We start from the raw sequence: 17,727 nt of genomic DNA, 5'->3' as shown, positions 1-17,727 counted from the left end.
CAAAACCGCCGCGTAGCGAGTGCTGCGCGGCGGTTTTGGTGGTGTTCGATCGGATTAATTTACCCGAGCGTGGAACTGAGGAACCAGACGCGTTCCTCGGCCATATCGGTCCAGTCGTCAAGCAAGCCGTCGGTGGCGTTGTCGCCTGCCTGTTCGGCGTACTTCTTCAGTTCCTTCAGGCGATCGACCATCTTCTGGTTATCGTCCCGCAGTTCGCGCACCATGTCCTCAGCAGCGAGCGTGGTGTCGTCCTGATCCTTGATCTGGGTATGCTTCGCGACCGAGCCGATGGAAGTCAGCGTGAGTTCGCCGTTCTTCCGCACGCGTTCGCCAATGTCGTCGATCTGGTCGCGGATTTCGACGGCCTGTTCGTCGAACAGCAGGTGCAGGTCGCGGAAACGCGGACCCTTCACGTGCCAGTGAAAGTTCTTGGTCTTGAAATACAGCGCCATGTGATCGGCGAGCAGGCCGTTGAGGCCCTCGATCAGCGCGGTTTTCGAATTGTCTCCAGCGGATGCCATGTAACTCTCGTCCTTTCTATTGTCTGTTTGCCTAACCAACGGGCTTGACCGCTCTCGGTTTCAGGATTTTGACCGGTTACGGTAATCGGCTGAGACGATGAACAAGTAACTTTCAGGAAAATAAGGCGATTACTCCTGCAGCGAGTATGAGGCCCGCGCCGACCACCCGGCGCATCGTTTCGAGCGGCAACGCCTGCCAGTCCTCCGCCGCCATGATCGCGCCCACCAGCACGACCAGCGCGCCCATCGCGCCTCCTGCCGCCGCCAGCAGAATCTCGCCAGTCGCGATCGCCAGCGAGAGGATGATGAAGCCGCTGGCATCCGTCACCATGCCCAGCAGCAGCACCAGCGTGATCGCGCCCAAGGAGCGGGTCGGTTCGCGCGGTTTCTCCGGCGGTGTGCGAAACAGCACTTCCAGCCCCGCCAGCAGCAACGCCACGGCCACGACAACAGGCTTGAAATCGCCGGGGATCAGCGGGGCAAGCCCGCTCGCGATCCATGCCGCCAGGCCCGCCCCCGCCAGGGCCGCCAGCAAGACGGTGACGATCAGCGGCCCGGTCCACCCCAGCGTCGAACGAAGGCGCGCCACCCGCAGGGCATCGCGCCCTGCCACCATGGCGGCGACAACGGCGATGAACGTGAGGAAGAAGGCGGGCATCGCCGAAGCTATAGCAGCGGCCGACCCGCGCGCCAGCTACTCCTCGTCCGCCATCAATTGCCGTATCTTCACCAGCGCCTGCGCCTTCAACTGATGGACGCGCGGCACGCTGACTTCCAGCACCTGGGCAATCTCGGTGAGGTTCAGTTCCTCCACGAAATAGAGTTGCAGCACCAGCTTCAGACGGTCGGGCAGCTGCACCATCGCTTCGCCCAGCCGCGCATTGTCCTGCATCTCGCTGACCAGCGCGAAGGGATCGGGCAGGTCGCTGGCGAAGACATCGCTGGCATCGTCGTAGGCCGAGTCCATCGAGACGAGGTGCACTTCGTCGCCCATGTGCTGCGAGAGTTCGGCGGGGGTCATGTCCACCATCGCAGCGAGTTCGTCGTGCCCCGGTTCGCGGCCCGAAAGCTGCGCGAATTCGCGCCGTGCCTCCTCGATCTCGCGCCGCCTTTTCGCTGCGCCCCGGCTGCCGGGCATGGTCTTTCGCACGAGGTCGAACATGGCCCCGCGCACGCGCAGCTTGGCATAGGCGGCGAAGCCGTCCTCGCCCGGCCCGTCGTGGTTGCGGGCAGCTTCGGTCAGGGCGATGAAGCCTGCCTGCATCAGGTCCTCGATTTCCAGTCCGTCACGGCCCGCGCCATTGATGTGCCAGGCGGCCTTGCGCACCATCGGGACGAAGCGCCGCACGCGGTCGCTCACCACGTCGGCCCCCTTGTATGCGCCGGCGGCAAAGGCGTTGTGGGCGGACACCAATGGCCGCACCGATGTACGCAGGAAGGCGCTGGAACGCGCGCAGATGGGCCTGATCACGCTGCTCTCGGGCCTCGACATGGCGCAGCCGGTCTCGAAATCGCTCGACGTGTTCTACCGCTCCCTGCTGGCGCGCGTCACCAATGCGCAGAAGCATTTCAACCGCACTGCCGTGGAAATGACGCGGGACGACCTGGCCCATATCGCCGCTTCGTTGACGGGCGAGCCACGCCGGGCCGCCTAGTCCAGCGTCACTGCCCGCGACGTGCGGTCCACGGTGAAACGCGGCCACTGGCTGCCTGTGGGCGGAACGAAGGTGAAGCCGGCACAATGCGGGTCTTCCCAAAGTCCTGCGTGCATGTCCTCTCCCGAAAGACTGCGCCACGTGCCGCCCTCGGGAAATTCGGCCATGCCCGCTGCCCTCTGCGCCCGGTCTTCCGCCAGCGCGGCGACGTAGCCTTCCAGCGCCACGTCCCGCGCCTGCCAGTCGACCGGCATGAACTGGCAATAGGCGTTGTTGTTGCCCTGCTGGCTACGCCCGAATTCGTCGCCCGCAGTCAGCATGATCGTGCCCGCAGAGGCAAAGAGGGTGCCGAGCATGGCGCGCAGGTCCGCATCGCGGCGGGCCAGCACGCCAGGGGCGACACTCGCCCCTTCCACCCCGTTGTTCCAGCTGAAGTTCTCGCCGTGGCCGTCGCGGTTGCCCTCGCCGTTCGCTGCGTTGTGGCGGTGTTCGAAGGCGACGGTATCGGCCAGCGTGAACCCGTCGTGCGCGGCGAGGAAATTGATGCTGCGGGTGTGCCGTCCGAACAGGTCTGACGAACCCGCCATGCGCGTCGCCAGCACGTTCGCCGCCCCGTCGCCACGCCAGAACCGGCGCACGTCGTCGCGGTAGCGATCATTCCATTCCAGCCAGTTCGCGGGGAAATTGCCGAGCTGGTAGCCACCGGGGCCGATATCCCACGGCTCTGCGATCATCACCCTGTCGGCCAGCAACGGGTCGGCAGCAATCTCGGCAAAGATCGGCGCATCGGCGGCAAAGCCCGGACCGCGCGCCAGCACCGGGGCGAGGTCGAAGCGAAAGCCGTCCACGCCGCAATGGCGCACGAAATGGCGCAGCGTTTCCAGCGCCAGCGCGCGGACGTGCGGGTTGGCGAAATCCAGCGTGTTGCCGCAGCCGGTATCGTTGATCAGGCTGCCATCCGGCGCATGGGCGTAAGCCGCATCGTCAAGACCGCGTACGGACAAGACGCCGCCGAATATGTCGCTCTCTCCCGTGTGGTTGAGCACGAGATCGAGGATCACGCCGATGCCCGCATCGTGCAGGGCCGAAACCGTCTCGCGCAGTTCCGCCACGCCGCCGGGACACAGGCCGGGATCGAGCGCCATCGGCGCGACCGGGTTGTAGCCCCAATGGTTCGCCAGCCCGAGCGGCGGCAGGTGGCGCTCGTCAATCCAGGCGATAATCGGCATCAGCTCCACCGCGCTGACGCGCAGCTTTTTCAGGTGGGCGACGACGGCGGGATGGGCGAGCGCGGCTACGGTGCCGCGCTGCTCCTCCGGCACGTCGGGGTGGAGCTCGGTGAAGCCTGCCACGGCGAGTTCGTAGACCAGACCGCCGGGGGTGAAACGGGGCGGCTCTGAAGCCACTTCTGGCAGAGGTCCGGGCACGATGGCGCGCGGGACGATGGCGGCGGTATCCACGCCGTATACAGCCAGTTCCGGGCTCTGGACGAAGCGCCTGTCGAGTTCCAGCGCGTAGGGATCGACCAGCAGCTTGGCCGCATCGAACCACTTGCCCTCGTCCGGCGACCATTCCCCTTCGGCGCGGTAGCCGTAGGCCGTGCCGGAAAGGTCGCGCGCCACCTCGGCCACCCAGTCTTCGCCGTCGCGCTCCATCACCACGCGCTGCTCGTCCTCGCCTTCGAACAGGCAGAGGTGCAGCGCCTCGGCGAGCGGGGAGCGGACGCGAAATGAAGTGCGGTCCGCGTGGACCTCACCGCCGTAGCCGCTCACGTCACCACGTCGGGCGCGGTTCGCCCGGTGTGCCGTTCGATCCCGGCAATCTGCCCGGCAGCCGCGATGATCTCGGCCAGCATGGCGGGTGTCTCGGCATCGAGGTTGCCGTCTGCAGGTTCGTAACGTTCGAGATAGACGCGGATCGTCGCCCCTTGCGTGCCGGTGCCCGACAGGCGGAACACCACGCGGCTGCCGCCTTCGAACAGCACCCGGATACCCTGGTTCTCGCTGAGGGAACCATCGACCGGATCGGTGTAGGAAAAGCTGTCCGCCCCGGCCACGGTCAGCGGGCCGAAGCTGGTGCCTGACAGGCTGGCGAGGCTGCCCGTCAATTCTGCCATCAGCGTATCGGCCCTGTCGCTCTCGACGCCTTCGTAATCGTGCCGCGCGTAGTAATTGCGCCCGAAGCGCGCCCAGTGTTCGCGGGCGATCTGGTCCACGCTCTTGCCCGTCGCGGCGAGGATGTTGAGCCACAGCAGCACGGCCCACAGCCCGTCCTTCTCGCGCACGTGATCGCTGCCCGTCCCGGCGCTTTCCTCGCCGCAGATCGTCGCCATTCCGGCGTCGAGCAGGTTGCCGAAGAGCTTCCAGCCGGTCGGCGTTTCGTACGCGGGTATGCCCAGCGCCTCTGCCACCCGGTCCCCCGCGGCGCTGGTGGGCATGGAGCGGGCAATGCCTTTGAGGCCGCCTGCGTAACCGGGCGCGACATGGGCGTTGGCGGCCAACATCGCGAGCGAATCCGAGGGGGTTATGAAGCGGTGCTTGCCGATGATGAGGTTGCGGTCCCCGTCGCCATCCGACGCCGCGCCAAAAGCGGGGGCATCGTCGGACATCATCAGGTCGTGAAGCACCTTCGCGTGGACGAGATTGGGATCGGGATGGTGTCCGCCGAAATCCTCCAGAGGGGTGCCGTTGCGCACGGTGCCTTTCGCAAAGCCAAGACGGTTCTCGAGGATTTCGTGCGCGTAGGGACCGGTGACGGCGTGCATCGCATCGAAGGCCATGCCGAGGCCGTCTTTCACGGCGGCGCGGATGGCGTCGAAGTCGAAAAGCTCCTCCATTAACGCGGCATAGTCGGCAACCGGGTCGATCACCTGCACCGCCATCTCGCCCACGTGCGTCACCCCGCGCGTGTCGAGATCGACATCGGGCGCATCGACATCCTGCCAGCGGTCGATCTCCTGCGTGCGGGCGTAAATCGCGGCGGTCACGCCTTCGGGTGCCGGTCCGCCGTTGACGGTGTTGTACTTGATGCCGAAGTCCTCGTCCGGCCCGCCGGGATTGTGACTGGCCGACAGGATCAGCCCGCCGCTCGCGCCATACTTGCGGATCACGTGGCTGGCGGCGGGCGTCGAGAGAATGCCGCCTTGCCCCACCAGCACGCGACCATAACCGTTTGCCGCCGCCATACGGATCGCCTGCTGGATGACGCTGCGGTTGTGATACCGCCCGTCGCCGCCCAGCACCAGCGTGGAGCCGGGCTGGCGCTCGGCTGCGTCGAACACCGACTGGATGAAATTCTCGGCGTAGCTGCGCTGCTGGAAGACCTTCACCTTCTTGCGCAGGCCGGAGGTGCCCGGCTTCTGTCCGTCGAAAGGCGTGGTTTCGTGCGTTCGGATCATGCGGCTTTTCCTGTCAGTTCCCGGTAGAGGTCAGCGTATGCACGCCCGCTGGCGTTCCACGAAAAGTCGGATTTCATGCCGTTGCGCTGAATTTTGCGCCATGTCTCCGGCTGCGCGTAGAGCGCCATCGTCCTGTCGATGGCGGAGCGAAGAGCGTGATAATGCACGCCGTCGAACTGCACGCCGGTGGCGACACCCTGCGCCAGCGCGGCGGGGTTCGCGTCGATCACCGTGTCCGCCAGCCCGCCGGTGCGCGCCACCACGGGTAAGCAGCCGTAGGCAAGACCATAGAGCTGGGTGAGGCCGCACGGTTCGAACCGGCTGGGCACAAGGATCGCATCGGCGCCTGCCTGCAACTGGTGGGACAGCGCCTCGTCATAGCCGATACGGACGGCGATCCGCCCCGGATGGCGCGCGGCAGCTTCGTGCAACGCGGCCTCGATCGCCTTGTCGCCGGAGCCGAGCAGCGCCAGCCGTCCGCCGAGGCCCGCGAGGTGGTCGAGCACCTCGATCAGTACGTCCATCCCCTTCTGCCAGGTCAGGCGGCTGACAACGGTGAAGAGCGGTTCTTCGCCCTTCTCCAGCCCGAATTCCTTCTCGATGGCGCGCTTGTTGGCCTTGCGCTTGGCGAGCGATCGATGGGAATAGGTGGCCGCGATCGCGGCGTCCGTCTCGGGGTTCCATACGGCACGGTCGATCCCGTTCAGGATGCCGCGCACCCTGTCACCGCGCAAAGCGACCAGCCCTTCCAGCCCCATGCCGAATTCGGGTTGCCTGATCTCGGCGGCGTAGCTGGGGCTGACGGTGGTAATGATATCCGCGAGCTGCATCCCGGCCTTGAGGAAGCCGACCCCGCCATAACTTTCCACCCCGTCCACCGACCACGCCGATTGCGGCAGGCCGAGACGCGGGAAAATCGCGGCATCGTAGTAACCCTGGAACGCCATGTTGTGGATCGTCATGACAGACGGCATGTCCGGCGCGTCGCTGGCCAGCTTCAGGTAGGCAATCGCCATCGCCGCCTGCCAGTCATGGGCGTGGACAAGGTCGAACCGGCAGCCCTTCACCTTGCCCGAGGCGATATCGGCGGCGGCGCGGCCGAAGGCGGCGAAGCGGTGCCAATTGTCGGCCCAGTCCTGTCCCTTGCCGTCCGAATACGGGCCGCCATCGCGCGCGAAGAATGCCGGGCAATCGAGCACCAGCAGCTTGTGCGTCCCGATCCTGCCCGACAGCAACCGCGCCTTCTGGCCGAGCAGCGAATCCCATTCGTGGATGACCCGCCTCCTGCCCATCGCCTTGGCGACGGCCGGATAGCCGGGCAGAAATGTCGTCATTTCAATGCCGTGCGCCGACACCGCGGCGGGCAGCGCGCCCGCAACGTCTGCCAGGCCGCCGGTCTTCACCAGCGGGACTGCTTCCGAGGCGGCCGAAAGGACGGATAGCGCCATTACAGGTCGAGCTTCTCGATCATCGGCTTGGTGATGAGGCAAACGCCCTTCTCGCTGCGGCGAAAACGCCGCGCGTCGAGTTCGGGATCCTCCCCCACCACCAGTCCTTCAGGGATGCGCACGCCGCTGTCGAGAATGACATTCGTCAGCCGCGCTCCGCGCCCGATGTTGCAGTAGGGCAGGATCACGCCGCGCTCGACGCGGGAAAAGCTGCCCATCTTCACCCCGGTGAACAGCAGGCTCTTCTTTGCCAGCGCGCCCGAAACGATGCAGTCCTGGCTGATTAGCGAGGATATCGCATGTCCCCGCCGCCCGTCCTCGTCGTGCACGAACTTTGCAGGAGCAGCCACGATCTGGTCGGTCCAGATCGGCCAGTCACGGTCATACAGGTTGAGCTTGGGCACCGTGTCGGTGAGGTCGAGATTGGCTTCGAAATAGGCGTCGAGCGTGCCGACATCGCGCCAGTATTCCTCGATCTCGTCCGCAGCGCGGATGCAGCTGTCGGTGAAGCGGTGGGCCTGCGCCTTGCCGTTCTCGACGATCCAGGGGATGATATCGCCGCCGAAATCGCGCTTGCTGTCCGGATCGGCGGCATCGCGGCGAAGCTGGTCGAACAGGAATTCCGTCTCGAAGACGTAGATGCCCATGCTGGCGAGCGCCATGTCTTCCTGCCCCGGAATGCCGGGCGGGTCCTTGGGCTTTTCCACAAATGCGGTGATGCGGTCCGACTTGTCCACGTGCATGACGCCAAAGCCCGTCGCTTCCATGCGCGGCACGACGAGGCATCCCACGGTCACGTCCGCGCCGCTTTCCACGTGCTGGCGCAGCATCAGTTCGTAATCCATCTTGTAGACATGATCGCCCGCCAGGATGATCATGTACTTGGGTGCGTGCGCCTGGATGATGTCGATGTTCTGGAACACCGCGTCTGCCGTGCCTTCGTACCACTGGCTTTCGGATACGCGCTGGCTGGCGGGCAGGATGTCGAAGCTCTCGTTACGCTCGGGCCGCATGAAGTTCCACGCGCGCTGCATGTGTCGGATCAGGCTGTGCGCCTTGTACTGGGTGGCAACGCCGATGCGGCGGATGCCCGAATTGATCGCGTTGGAGAGGGCAAAGTCGATGATGCGGGAGACGCCGCCGAAATAGACCGCGGGCTTGGCGCGACGGTCGGTCAGCTCCAGCAGGCGACTGCCGCGTCCGCCCGCCAGCACATAGGCCATCGCGTCACGCGCCAGCGGCTGCGAATATGTCTCTTTCATCGCCATTCTCCCGGTCTTGCTATCCCTTGTATTCCAGCATGATGGTGCTGAGCGGCGGCAGGGTGACACAGCCCCAGCCGCCCTGCACTTCGATCTTGCCCATGTTCCCCTGCCCGCTGCCGCCGTATTCCTGCGCGTCGGAATTGAACACTTCTGCCCATGTCCCGTCGCGGGGCAGGCGGAGGCCGTAGCAGCCGTGCGTCATCGGCGTCATGTTGCAGAATACCGCGACCGGCGGCTGGCCGGGGCATTTGCGCAGCCAGGCAAACACGCTGGCATCGGCGTCGTCAGCCACCAGCCACTCGAACCCCTCGCCCTCGCAATCGCGTGCGTGCAGCGCGGGCTTCGCCTTGTAGACATGGTTGAGGTCGCGAACGAGCCTGCGCACCCCTTCGTGAGCAGGCGCATCGAGCAGATGCCAGTCGAGGGCGCGGGCCTCGCTCCATTCGCGGCGCTGGGCGAATTCCTGCCCCATGAACAGCAGCTTCTTGCCGGGATAGCCCCACATCAGGCCGTAATAGGCGCGCAGGTTGGCGAACTTCTGCCAGTCGTCGCCGCTCATCTTGTTCAGCAGGCTGCCCTTGCCGTGCACCACCTCGTCATGGCTGAGAGGCAGGACGAAGTTCTCCGAAAAGGCATACATCAGGCCGAAGGTGATCTCGTCGTGATGATGCTTCCGGTGCACCGGATCGCGCGCCATGTACTTCAGCGTGTCGTGCATGAAGCCCATGTTCCACTTGAACCCGAAGTCCAGGTTCTCGCGCGGGCCATCGTCGTAGGCGGGCTGGGAGACGCCGGGCCAGCTTGTCGATTCCTCGGCAATCGTCAGGATGCAGGGATGTTCTCGGTGCATGGCGCGGTTCATCGCGCGCAGGAATTCCACCGCTTCCCAGTTCTCGTTCCCGCCCAGTTCGTTGGGAATCCACTCGCCCTCTTCGCGGCTGTAATCGCGGTAGAGCATCGAAGCGACGGCATCCACGCGTAGCCCGTCAACGTGGTAACGCTCGGCCCAGAACAGCGCGTTGTTGACGAGGAAACTTTGCACCTCGCGCCGCCCGAAGTTGTAGATCGCCGTGTTCCAGTCGGGGTGGAAGCCCAGCTTCGGATCGGCGTGTTCGTAAAGCGCGGTGCCGTCGAACTTCGCCAACCCGTGCTCGTCGGTGGGGAAGTGCGCGGGCACCCAATCCAGCAGAACGCCGATGCCTGCCTGGTGCGCGCCGTCCACGAAACGGGCGAACCCGTCCGGCGCGCCGAAACGCGCAGATGGGGCATAAAGGCCGGTGGTCTGGTAACCCCAGCTGGGATCGTAGGGATGCTCCGACACCGGCAGGAACTCGATGTGGGTGAAGCCCATGTCAGCGACGTAGGGTATCAGGCGACTGGCCATCTCGTCCCAGGTCAGGAACCAGTCGCTGTCGTCGCGCTGCCATGAACCGGGGTGGACCTCGTAGATCGAAATCGCTTCTCGCCGCGGATCGACATTGCGCCAGTGCTGGCGGTGCGCCTCGTCCCCCCAGTCGGGCTTGGCGGGGCGCGCAGTGAGGGAGGCGGTCTTGGGCCGCAGTTCGCTGGCGAAAGCAAAGGGATCGGCTTTCAGCGGCTGCTCCACCCCGTCCGGGCCGACGATGCGATACTTGTAGGCCCGCCAGTCGGCGATGTCGGGAATGAATATCTCCCACACACCGATATCCACGCGGTTGCGCATCGGGTGGCGCGCGCCGTCCCAGTAGTTGAAATCGCCGACAACGCTCACGTTACGCGCATTCGGCGCCCAGACGGCGAAGTGGACGCCGTGCGCGCCCTCGTGTTCGATCAGGTGTGCGCCCAGCTTGTCGAACAGGCGAAAGTGCGTGCCTTGCGCGATCAGCAGATCGTCCACCGGGCCAAGCACCGGGCCGAAGCTGTAGGGATCGGTCACCCACCACTCGTGCTCGCCCACCGTGCAGCGATACTTTACGGGTTTCGGCTTGCCGCGCAGCTTGCCCTCGAACAGGCCGCGATCGTCCACGCGCTTCAGCTTGCCCAGCTTCGCGCCCTGAAGCGAATAGCCCTCCGCCATTTCGGCCCCCGGCAGCATGGCGCGAGCGAAGGTGCCTTCCGGCCCCTCGTGCGGGCCGAGCAAAGAGAAGGGATCAGCCTGGCGGCCTGCAAACAGGGCTTCGATTGCTTCTGCCGGTGGCTTCACCTGTCCCCCAGTCGCTCGGGCCGTTCAGGCCCCGTGCGTGGCACTGTGCCCGACCGAGGGCCTTCGCGAAACAGGAAAACGTATGCGCAGATCGCAGTGAGGCTCCTTAAAGCACCTTCCAGATATCGCGCGCATACTCGCCAATCGTGCGGTCGGACGAGAACCAGCCGACATTGGCGATATTGTGGATCGCCGCCTTGCGCCATCCGGCGGTGTCCTGCCAGCGCGCATCGACTTCGCGCTGGGCGGAGGCATAGGCCTCGAAATCGGCAGCGACCATGAACCAGTCGCTGTCGTAAAGCCCGCCCATCAGGTCCTTGTAGCGATCCTCGTCGTCGGGCGAGAATACGCCGCTGGCGATGGCTTCCACCGCCTGATGCAGTTCGGGCGAGCCCTCGATAACCTCTCGCGGGGCATAGCCATTGGCGCGCTTCTCGGCGACTTCGTCCGCCGTCATGCCGAAGATCACGATGTTCTCGTCGCCGACCCGGTCCTTGATCTCGATATTCGCCCCGTCGAGCGTGCCGATGGTGAGGGCGCCGTTCAAGGCAAACTTCATGTTGCCTGTGCCCGATGCTTCCATCCCCGCCGTGCTGATCTGTTCCGACAGGTCGGCAGCGGGAATGATACGTTCCGCCAGCGTGACGTTGTAGTTGGGCACGAACACCACTTTCAGCAGCCCCGCCACGCTGGGATCGGAATTGACCCGGCGGGCGATGTCGTTCGCCAGCTTTATGATCAGCTTCGCATTGTGATAGCTGGGCGCGGCCTTGCCCGCGAAAATCTTCACCCGCGGCACCCAGTCCCGCTCGGGATGGCTGCGGATCTGGTCGTAGAGGGCCACGGTCTCGATCAGGTTCAAGAGCTGGCGTTTGTACTCGTGAATGCGCTTGATCTGCACGTCGAACAGCGCATCGGGGCTGACCCGCACGCCCGTTAGATCCTTGATGTGGGCTGCCAGCGCCACCTTGTTGCTGCGCTTAACTTCGGCAATCCGCTCTCCCAGCTCGGCATCGCCTGCCAGCGCGTTCAGGGCGCTGAGTTCCTCGGTATCGTCGAGGAAGGCATTGCCGATAGCATCGCGGATCACGCTGGTGAGGCCGGGGTTGCACTGCATCAGCCAGCGGCGCGGGGTCACGCCGTTGGTCTTGTTGTTGATCTTCTTCGGGTAAAGCCGGTGCAGGTCGTGGAAAACCGTCTGCTTCATCAGGTCGGTATGCAGCGCCGCCACGCCGTTGACGCTGTTCGCGCCGGTGAAGGCGAGGTTCGCCATGCGCACGCGCCTCTCCCCGCCCTCGTCGATCAGGCTGATCGCAGCAATGGCGGCATCGTTCACGCCCTGCTTGCGCGCCTCGCGAAGAACGCGGCTGTTGATGGCGTAGATGATCTGCATGTGGCGCGGCAGCAGCCGCTCGAACAGGGGCAGCGGCCAGCTTTCCAGCGCTTCGGGCAGCAGCGTGTGGTTGGTGTAGGCGACGGTGCGCCGGGTAATGTCCAGCGCCTCGTCGAACTCGAGGCCGTGGTGGTCGACCAGCAGGCGCACGAGTTCCGCCACGGCCACCGCCGGGTGCGTATCGTTGAGCTGGATCGCGGCCTTGTCCGGCAGGGTGCGGATGTTGCCGTTGTGCTGCATGTGGCGGCGCAGGATGTCCTGGATGCTGGCGGCGGAGAAGAAGTACTCCTGCCGCAGCCGCAACTCCTGCCCGGCCTGGTGCGAATCCGCCGGATAGAGAACGCGCACGAGGCTGGCCGCGCGCGCCTCCCCTTCCAGCGCGCCGACATGATCGCCCGCGTTGAAGGCATCGAGCTTGATCGGATCGAGCGCGTGCGCGGTCCACAGCCGCAAGGTATTCACCCGCTTGCCGCGCCAGCCGACCACCGGGGTATCGACGGCGGAGGCTTCCACCATCTCTGCAGGCTCCCACCGCACGGCATCACCATCGCTCACCACTTCGCCGCCGAAGCCGACCCGGTAGGCGCTTTCGCGGCGATCGAATTCCCACGGGTTGCCGTGGCTCAGCCAGGTTTCGGGCAGTTCCACCTGCCAGCCATCGTCGATGCGCTGGCGGAACATGCCGTTCACGTAGCGGATGCCGTATCCGTAGGCCGGGATATCGAGACTGGCGAGGCTCTCCATGAAGCAGGCCGCCAGCCGCCCGAGCCCGCCGTTGCCCAGCGCCGCATCGGGCTCCAGTTCCTCAAGCTGCGAAAGCTCGAACCCGTGGGAGCGCAGCGCCCGCTCCAGCGCGCCGTTGAGGTCCAGATTGCTCACCGCATCGCGCAGCAGGCGGCCGATCAGGAATTCGAGGCTGAGGTAATAGACCCGCTTCCCGCCCTCGGCATAGGTGCGGCGCGTCGATTCCATCCAGCGGTCGATAACCTTGTCGCGCAGGGCGTAAACGGTGGCGGTGTACCAGTCGTGCGGCTTGGCGGCGCGCTCGTCCTTGCCGACGCGGTGGTTGAGCGCGTCGACGATCAGCGCGTCGATCTCGGCATTGGAGGGCTGCGGGCTGGTGGTCACGATACGAAAGCTCCAGTGGGTCGCTTGTCGCGACGTCGAAAACGCCTCTCCTTGCTGCTATTAGACAGGTTTTGCTGCACCGCGCAATCGCGCATCCGCTCGCGCATTCCTATTCGTTGCTGCGGCGCAGCAATCCGGTTGCAAATTGGGCCCGCCGGGCCGATGACCGGGTGGCCCCTGCGAGAAGGAACCGGCCGTGAGTGATGCCCTCGAACCGCTGCATGCGCTGGCCGATGCCGCCGGCCTGCAACGCCGCTGGCGCGATGTCGAAGGCCGCGACCACGTCGTGCCGGACGCAACCCTGCGCGGCGTGCTGCGTGCGCTGGGGCACAAGGTGGATACGCCCCGGCAAATCGGTGCTGCGCTAAATACTCTGGAGGCCGAGCACGGCGCGCTCCATGCCCTGGTGATCGCGGACGCAGGACAGCCGGTGGAACTACCCTCCCGTTGTTCGCGGGCCGAATTTGCGGACGGTGACACATGGCAGCCGCTGGAAATCCGGGACGGCAGGCCGATCGCGCCGCCAGAGCCGGGCTATTTCGACTGCCGATTCGACGGCGAGGAGACCCGGCTCGCAGTCGCTCCGCCGCATTGCCCCGTGCCGCCGCACCAAGGGCACAGGTCGTGGGGAGCATCGCTGCAAATTCCGTCGCTGCGACCTGCAGGGGGCGGCGCATTCGGCACTTTGGGCGATCTTGCCGATGCCGTCGAAACGCTTGCGCAGGCAGGCGCGGATGCTGTGGCGATCAACCCGGTCCACGCCCTGTTTCCGGGCAATGGCGAGCATTTCAGTCCCTATTCGCCGTCCAGCCGCCGTTTCCTTAACGCAGCCATGGCCGACCCGGCGCTGCTTGGGCTGCCCGCCCTGCCCGAGGATGAAAGCGGCCCGCTGATCGACTGGGAAAGCGCCCTGCCCTCAAGGCTGTCGCAGATGCGCGCTTTGTTCGACAGCCTGTCACCACAGCAGCGCGCCGATCTTGTCGGGCAACCCGAAAAGGACGAGGTCCTTCACGCCGTCTTCGACACGCTCGACTGCCATTACCGCCCCAAGGGCGCGAAAGGCTGGCGCGACTGGCCTCGCCAGTATCGCAATCCCGCCAGCAAGGCCGTCAGCACGTTCGCGGCCAAGTATGCCGATGAGGTGGAGTTCCACCTTGCCGCCCAGGCTCTTGCTCGCGCCGGGCTGGCCAAGGTGCAGGACCGGGCGAAGGCGGCGGGAATGTCCATCGGCCTTGTGGGCGACCTTGCCGTGGGCGTCGATCCGGGTGGCAGCGATTGCTGGACGCTGGGCAATGTGATGCTGCGCGGTCTCACCATCGGCGCGCCGCCCGATCCGCTGGGTCCGCACGGGCAGAACTGGAACATCACCGGTTTCTCGCCAGAGGGATTGCGGCGCACCGGCTTCGCGCCGTGGATCGCCATGATCCGCGCGGCCCTCGCGAGCGGTGGCGGTTTGCGGATCGATCACGCCTTCGGTCTCGCGCGGCTGTGGGTGATACCCGAAGGCGGCGGACCGGGGGACGGCGCCTATCTCACCTACCCTTTCGAAGACCTGCTGCGACTGCTGACGCTGGAAGCGTACCTGGCGGACGCCTTCATCATTGCCGAAGACCTCGGCACGGCCCCGCACGGCTTTTCGGATGCCATCGCGCGGCGCAAGATGCTGGGCATGCGAGTGCTGTGGTTCGAACGGGCCTCGGACGACGGCTTCATCGGCGCGCACGATTACGGCGAACTGGCAGTCGCCATGACCGGAACGCACGACACGCCAACGGTGGCTGGCTGGTGGAGCGGCAGGGACCTGGACTGGGCCGACGCTTTGGGACGGCTGCCCGAAGGCGTGGACCGCGTGAACGCCGAGCAGGTCCGCGACTGGGATCGCGGCCTGTTGTGGTCAACCATGGAAGGCCACACCCCGCGCCCCGCGCCGGACGAGCCGAAAGCCGCCGTGGACGCCGCCATCGCTCACATCGCGCGAACGCCGAGCATGCTCGCCCTCGTGCCGCTGGAAGACCTGCTGGGCCTTGCCGAACAGCCCAACATTCCCGGCACGACTTGCGAACACCCCAACTGGCGCAGGCGACTGGACGCGGATCTGGACGAATTGCTCGCCGCCCCGGAAGTCAGGACAAGAATGACGATGCTGCGAAGCGGGTGAATGGAGCGGGTGAAGGGAATCTCCAAACGCACGCTTTGTGTTGATAAAACTTGATATTTTTTATGAGGTGGAACGGCATACCCCCAGATATACCCCCAGCCCTACATGGTTGGCTGATTATTTTTCTTCTCGGATTTGTCCTGCCAGCGTTCTCAATCTCGTTTCCAAATCCCTCGAAAGCGATGCGAGCCCCTCATCGTTTGGATGATATTGCAGATAGCGATGATGCTGGAGGTCAAAGGGCACATCACCTTTGCTTTGGGTAATGGGAACAACATGCCTGCCCAGAGTGTGGGCGATCCCGCATTCGTAGAATACGTTTGCGTTCCGCCCGCTGAAATCACAGATCACAATTGAAGAACGCCAAATTAGATCAACTACGTCCTGAATCACAGTGGAGCGATTCCAGATATTGTCGGCCCGTTGACATGTCAGTGCGGAGTTTCTGCACGCAGCTTGGATCGCAGTATACACGCCGTTGAAGCTCGCATCGAACGGCATCATCACAGAGACGAAATCTAACTGCGGCGTTTCGCTCGGTATGTCGAAGACCCTAGGCGAGATTGAAATGCGCTTACGCCCGTCAGCTTGAGCGAAGGGCACCCCCGCGCTGGAATCCAGCACATATTCTTCAATAATATTGAGATTGCCCGGATCGCGCGTAACCATTGCTACGAGTATATCCAGCACATGGCCGGGATAGTCAGGGTCGCCAAAATCCCAACTGCGCAAAAGACGACTATGGCCACGAATTTCCTCCATGAAACCTGTCATCAAGCCAAGCTCGAGCCATTTTTCCCGGTCGAAGTTTTCGACAATCGCCGCTTTCAGGGGAAGGATGCGTTTTTGTTGTTCTGACTCTAATCTCATGTAACCCACGCTAATTGCCAAGGCGTGGCATGGATAGCGTGAATCGGTTACAGAAAACTGTGTTTGCAATAACTTTGGGTGGCCAGTTCGGTCCTCTCCAACCACCCTTTCAAAATCAGACTACCCCCCCCCCGGGAAAGGAAGCCCGTCCTAATTGGCTTCACCTATCAGGCGAGCCATCGCCTCCAAGTATCGCGCCGCGCCTTCGGCCTCAGCGGATCGCCCGCCGTGCTTCCAGGCGTTGCGGTTGCCGCTAGGTGCGCCGCTTCCCTTGCCCCCGTGCATCCTGCATCGCTGGCTGCCGTTCACCGCCGGAGATTGGCACGCCGTTCCCAGCCGGGTCTTGGCCAAGCATCGGCGAGCCTTCGCGAGCTGAACTGGTTGCATGGGGTTGTTCGTTCGATTTTCCATTTTCCATCCCCCCGCCGTGCTGGTTGATGTTGTTTGCGATAACCGCTTGGCCGCCCTCGTTGACATGCACATGGCGCACCACCTGTTCGCGCGGCTGGTGCAGCTTCGCCAAGGTCTCAATTGCCGCGCGCGAATTGGATTGGGCCTTGAAGGCAAGCCGGGCGTAGCGTTCGGCTGCCAAGGGATAATCGCCCATGTTCATGGTGGCGCGTCGTGCGAGCTCGCCGAAAAGCGCATCGAGCGAGAGCGCCTGAGCGGTCAATAGTTCGGTCGCCAGCGTCAAGTTGCCATCCATTGCAGCTTTGGCCTTGGCCTTCATAGCTTTACCGAAATCATCGAAGTTCGGTTCGCCGGGCAGTTTACCGAAACCCTTTTCTGCTACGGCATGACTGAGGACGCCATGGCGAAAGTATGGGCCAACGAGCACGCGGGCCATGGTTTCGGGTTCCGTCTCACCTTTTTCCGCTGTCACTGTCGTAACCCTCTCTGCGGCTGGTTTGTTCTTTCGTGGTTTTGTCATGTTGCGACCTCCCGGCAGGTGTCGGTTCGCATATCGGGCGCCCTAGCCAGCGAATTGGCGTAGGCCAGCCGGGCAAACTGCGTCGACCAGTCAGGCTGCCACCATCCAATCGGTAAGCCGCTGCGCCCCCTCACCCATGGTGTAGCTAAATGTGTATTGGATTTCGGTATTCGGAGGATCGGCAGATTTCCGCCAATCTCGTCATTTGTCGTATTGGATTCCGCCACGGCGCTGGCCGTTGGAATGGCGCTATTCGCCGGGATCGTATTGATATCCAATACCGGGAATTGATCGGCAGCGCGGGCTTTCCGATAGGCCTTGAGCGCCCTCAGTCCGCGTTCCATCCGTTTGCGCGAGGGACTCTTGGGGGTTGGCTCCCGCTCTAGGAAATCCCAGCTGGCAAGCTTCCTCCCCGGCCCAGAAAGCCACGTGAGACGCCAGCAACGCGCGCGGGAGGTTTCCCCTGCCTTGATTGCGAAATGCGCATCCTGAGTCATTTGCAGGAAGCCTAGCACCATAAGATCATCGAAGGCACGGCTGGCAGCTGTTAGGTCTGCAACGCCCAATCGGTGGGCGGCATCGCGCACGCCAAGATAGAGGCTCCCGTTGTTATCCCCGTTATAGAGCATGGCCACTTCGACGAGCAGCGACCGGGCATTAGGCGAAAGCGCCCGATAGGCGTTGCTGGTTAGGATGCGATAATCAAGCCGGACAAAACGGCTGGTTACGTTTCGCCCCTTTGCATTGATCCTGTTACGGTTTCGACGCTTGCCCACGGT

15 protein-coding genes are annotated in these 17,727 nt (G+C 64.2%); 2 read left to right on the top strand and 13 right to left on the bottom strand.

Annotation, left to right across the window (positions count from 1 at the left end):
- Positions 1-59: 59 nt before the first annotated feature.
- From ABFX23_RS02845 to ABFX23_RS02835, 3 genes are all read right to left on the bottom strand, one after another.
- On the bottom strand, positions 60-521 hold the full coding sequence (locus ABFX23_RS02845) for a Dps family protein (protein WP_346031617.1): 462 nt from the start codon (positions 519-521) through the stop codon (positions 60-62).
- A gap of 112 nt (positions 522-633) precedes the next feature.
- Positions 634-1,179 (bottom strand): hypothetical protein, encoded by a 546-nt coding sequence (locus tag ABFX23_RS02840; protein WP_346031616.1) that lies wholly within the window; start codon positions 1,177-1,179, stop codon positions 634-636.
- Positions 1,180-1,215: 36 nt separating this feature from the next.
- On the bottom strand, positions 1,216-1,932 hold the full coding sequence (locus ABFX23_RS02835; RefSeq protein WP_346031615.1) for a sigma-70 family RNA polymerase sigma factor: 717 nt from the start codon (positions 1,930-1,932) through the stop codon (positions 1,216-1,218).
- Between ABFX23_RS02835 and fliS the strand changes: the two genes are divergently transcribed.
- Positions 1,919-2,176, top strand: coding sequence for a flagellar export chaperone FliS (fliS, locus tag ABFX23_RS02830; RefSeq protein WP_346031614.1), 258 nt, complete (start codon positions 1,919-1,921; stop codon positions 2,174-2,176). The genes ABFX23_RS02835 and fliS overlap by 14 nt on opposite strands.
- Here the strand turns inward: fliS and ABFX23_RS02825 are convergent.
- The 6 genes from ABFX23_RS02825 to ABFX23_RS02800 all read right to left on the bottom strand — a co-directional run bounded on the left by ABFX23_RS02825 (position 2,173) and on the right by ABFX23_RS02800 (position 12,989).
- Positions 2,173-3,948, bottom strand: coding sequence for a glycogen debranching protein (locus ABFX23_RS02825; RefSeq protein WP_346031613.1), 1,776 nt, complete (start codon positions 3,946-3,948; stop codon positions 2,173-2,175). The genes fliS and ABFX23_RS02825 overlap by 4 nt on opposite strands.
- Positions 3,945-5,573, bottom strand: coding sequence for an alpha-D-glucose phosphate-specific phosphoglucomutase (locus ABFX23_RS02820; protein ID WP_346031612.1), 1,629 nt, complete (start codon positions 5,571-5,573; stop codon positions 3,945-3,947). The genes ABFX23_RS02825 and ABFX23_RS02820 overlap by 4 nt, the downstream gene beginning before the upstream one ends.
- A complete protein-coding gene (gene glgA / locus ABFX23_RS02815; protein WP_346031611.1) occupies positions 5,570-7,021 on the bottom strand; it encodes a glycogen synthase GlgA in 1,452 nt (483 codons plus the stop codon). The genes ABFX23_RS02820 and glgA overlap by 4 nt, the downstream gene beginning before the upstream one ends.
- Complete coding sequence (gene glgC, locus ABFX23_RS02810; protein ID WP_346031610.1) at positions 7,021-8,283, bottom strand: glucose-1-phosphate adenylyltransferase; 1,263 nt, start codon at positions 8,281-8,283, stop codon at positions 7,021-7,023. The genes glgA and glgC overlap by 1 nt, the downstream gene beginning before the upstream one ends.
- Positions 8,284-8,302: 19 nt before the next feature.
- Positions 8,303-10,468, bottom strand: a complete 2,166-nt coding sequence (glgB, locus tag ABFX23_RS02805) for a 1,4-alpha-glucan branching protein GlgB (protein WP_346031609.1) — start codon at positions 10,466-10,468, stop codon at positions 8,303-8,305.
- Positions 10,469-10,574: 106 nt separating this feature from the next.
- Entirely contained in the window at positions 10,575-12,989 is a 2,415-nt protein-coding gene (locus ABFX23_RS02800; RefSeq protein ID WP_346031608.1) for a glycogen/starch/alpha-glucan phosphorylase, read from the bottom strand.
- Between the two features lie 196 nt (positions 12,990-13,185).
- Between ABFX23_RS02800 and malQ the strand changes: the two genes are divergently transcribed.
- Positions 13,186-15,147: a 4-alpha-glucanotransferase gene (malQ, locus tag ABFX23_RS02795; protein ID WP_346031607.1), complete on the top strand. Its 1,962-nt coding sequence runs from the start codon at positions 13,186-13,188 to the stop codon at positions 15,145-15,147.
- Between the two features lie 117 nt (positions 15,148-15,264).
- Here malQ and ABFX23_RS02790 read toward each other — a convergent pair whose 3' ends face one another.
- The 4 genes from ABFX23_RS02790 to ABFX23_RS02780 all read right to left on the bottom strand — a co-directional run bounded on the left by ABFX23_RS02790 (position 15,265) and on the right by ABFX23_RS02780 (position 17,724).
- Positions 15,265-16,017 (bottom strand): hypothetical protein, encoded by a 753-nt coding sequence (locus ABFX23_RS02790; protein WP_346031606.1) that lies wholly within the window; start codon positions 16,015-16,017, stop codon positions 15,265-15,267.
- A gap of 150 nt (positions 16,018-16,167) precedes the next feature.
- Entirely contained in the window at positions 16,168-16,326 is a 159-nt protein-coding gene (locus ABFX23_RS17730) for a hypothetical protein (protein ID WP_428831636.1), read from the bottom strand.
- Positions 16,271-16,948 (bottom strand): hypothetical protein, encoded by a 678-nt coding sequence (locus ABFX23_RS02785; RefSeq protein WP_346031605.1) that lies wholly within the window; start codon positions 16,946-16,948, stop codon positions 16,271-16,273. The genes ABFX23_RS17730 and ABFX23_RS02785 overlap by 56 nt, the downstream gene beginning before the upstream one ends.
- Positions 16,945-17,724 carry a hypothetical protein gene (locus ABFX23_RS02780; protein ID WP_346031604.1) on the bottom strand — a complete coding sequence of 260 codons (780 nt, stop codon included), beginning with the start codon at positions 17,722-17,724 and terminating at the stop codon, positions 16,945-16,947. The genes ABFX23_RS02785 and ABFX23_RS02780 overlap by 4 nt, the downstream gene beginning before the upstream one ends.
- Positions 17,725-17,727: the final 3 nt, after the last annotated feature.

It is taken from the genome of Erythrobacter westpacificensis (assembly GCF_039542285.1).
In the GTDB taxonomy this organism is placed as follows: Bacteria; Pseudomonadota; Alphaproteobacteria; order Sphingomonadales; family Sphingomonadaceae; genus Alteraurantiacibacter; species Alteraurantiacibacter westpacificensis.
The sequence above is the reverse complement of the archived record's forward strand: the minus strand, read 5'-3'. Positions and strand labels throughout refer to the sequence as shown.

Excerpts from the sequence above, each read along its gene's own strand:
- glgC (WP_346031610.1), bottom strand. The coding sequence starts at position 8,283 with ATGAAAGAGACATATTCGCAGCCGCTGGCGCGTGACGCGATGGCCTAT.
- ABFX23_RS02785 (WP_346031605.1), bottom strand. The coding sequence starts at position 16,948 with ATGACAAAACCACGAAAGAACAAACCAGCCGCAGAGAGGGTTACGACA.
- ABFX23_RS02845 (WP_346031617.1), bottom strand. The coding sequence starts at position 521 with ATGGCATCCGCTGGAGACAATTCGAAAACCGCGCTGATCGAGGGCCTC.
- ABFX23_RS02840 (WP_346031616.1), bottom strand. The coding sequence starts at position 1,179 with ATGCCCGCCTTCTTCCTCACGTTCATCGCCGTTGTCGCCGCCATGGTG.
- ABFX23_RS02790 (WP_346031606.1), bottom strand. The coding sequence starts at position 16,017 with ATGAGATTAGAGTCAGAACAACAAAAACGCATCCTTCCCCTGAAAGCG.
- glgA (WP_346031611.1), bottom strand. The coding sequence starts at position 7,021 with ATGGCGCTATCCGTCCTTTCGGCCGCCTCGGAAGCAGTCCCGCTGGTG.
- ABFX23_RS02820 (WP_346031612.1), bottom strand. The coding sequence starts at position 5,573 with ATGATCCGAACGCACGAAACCACGCCTTTCGACGGACAGAAGCCGGGC.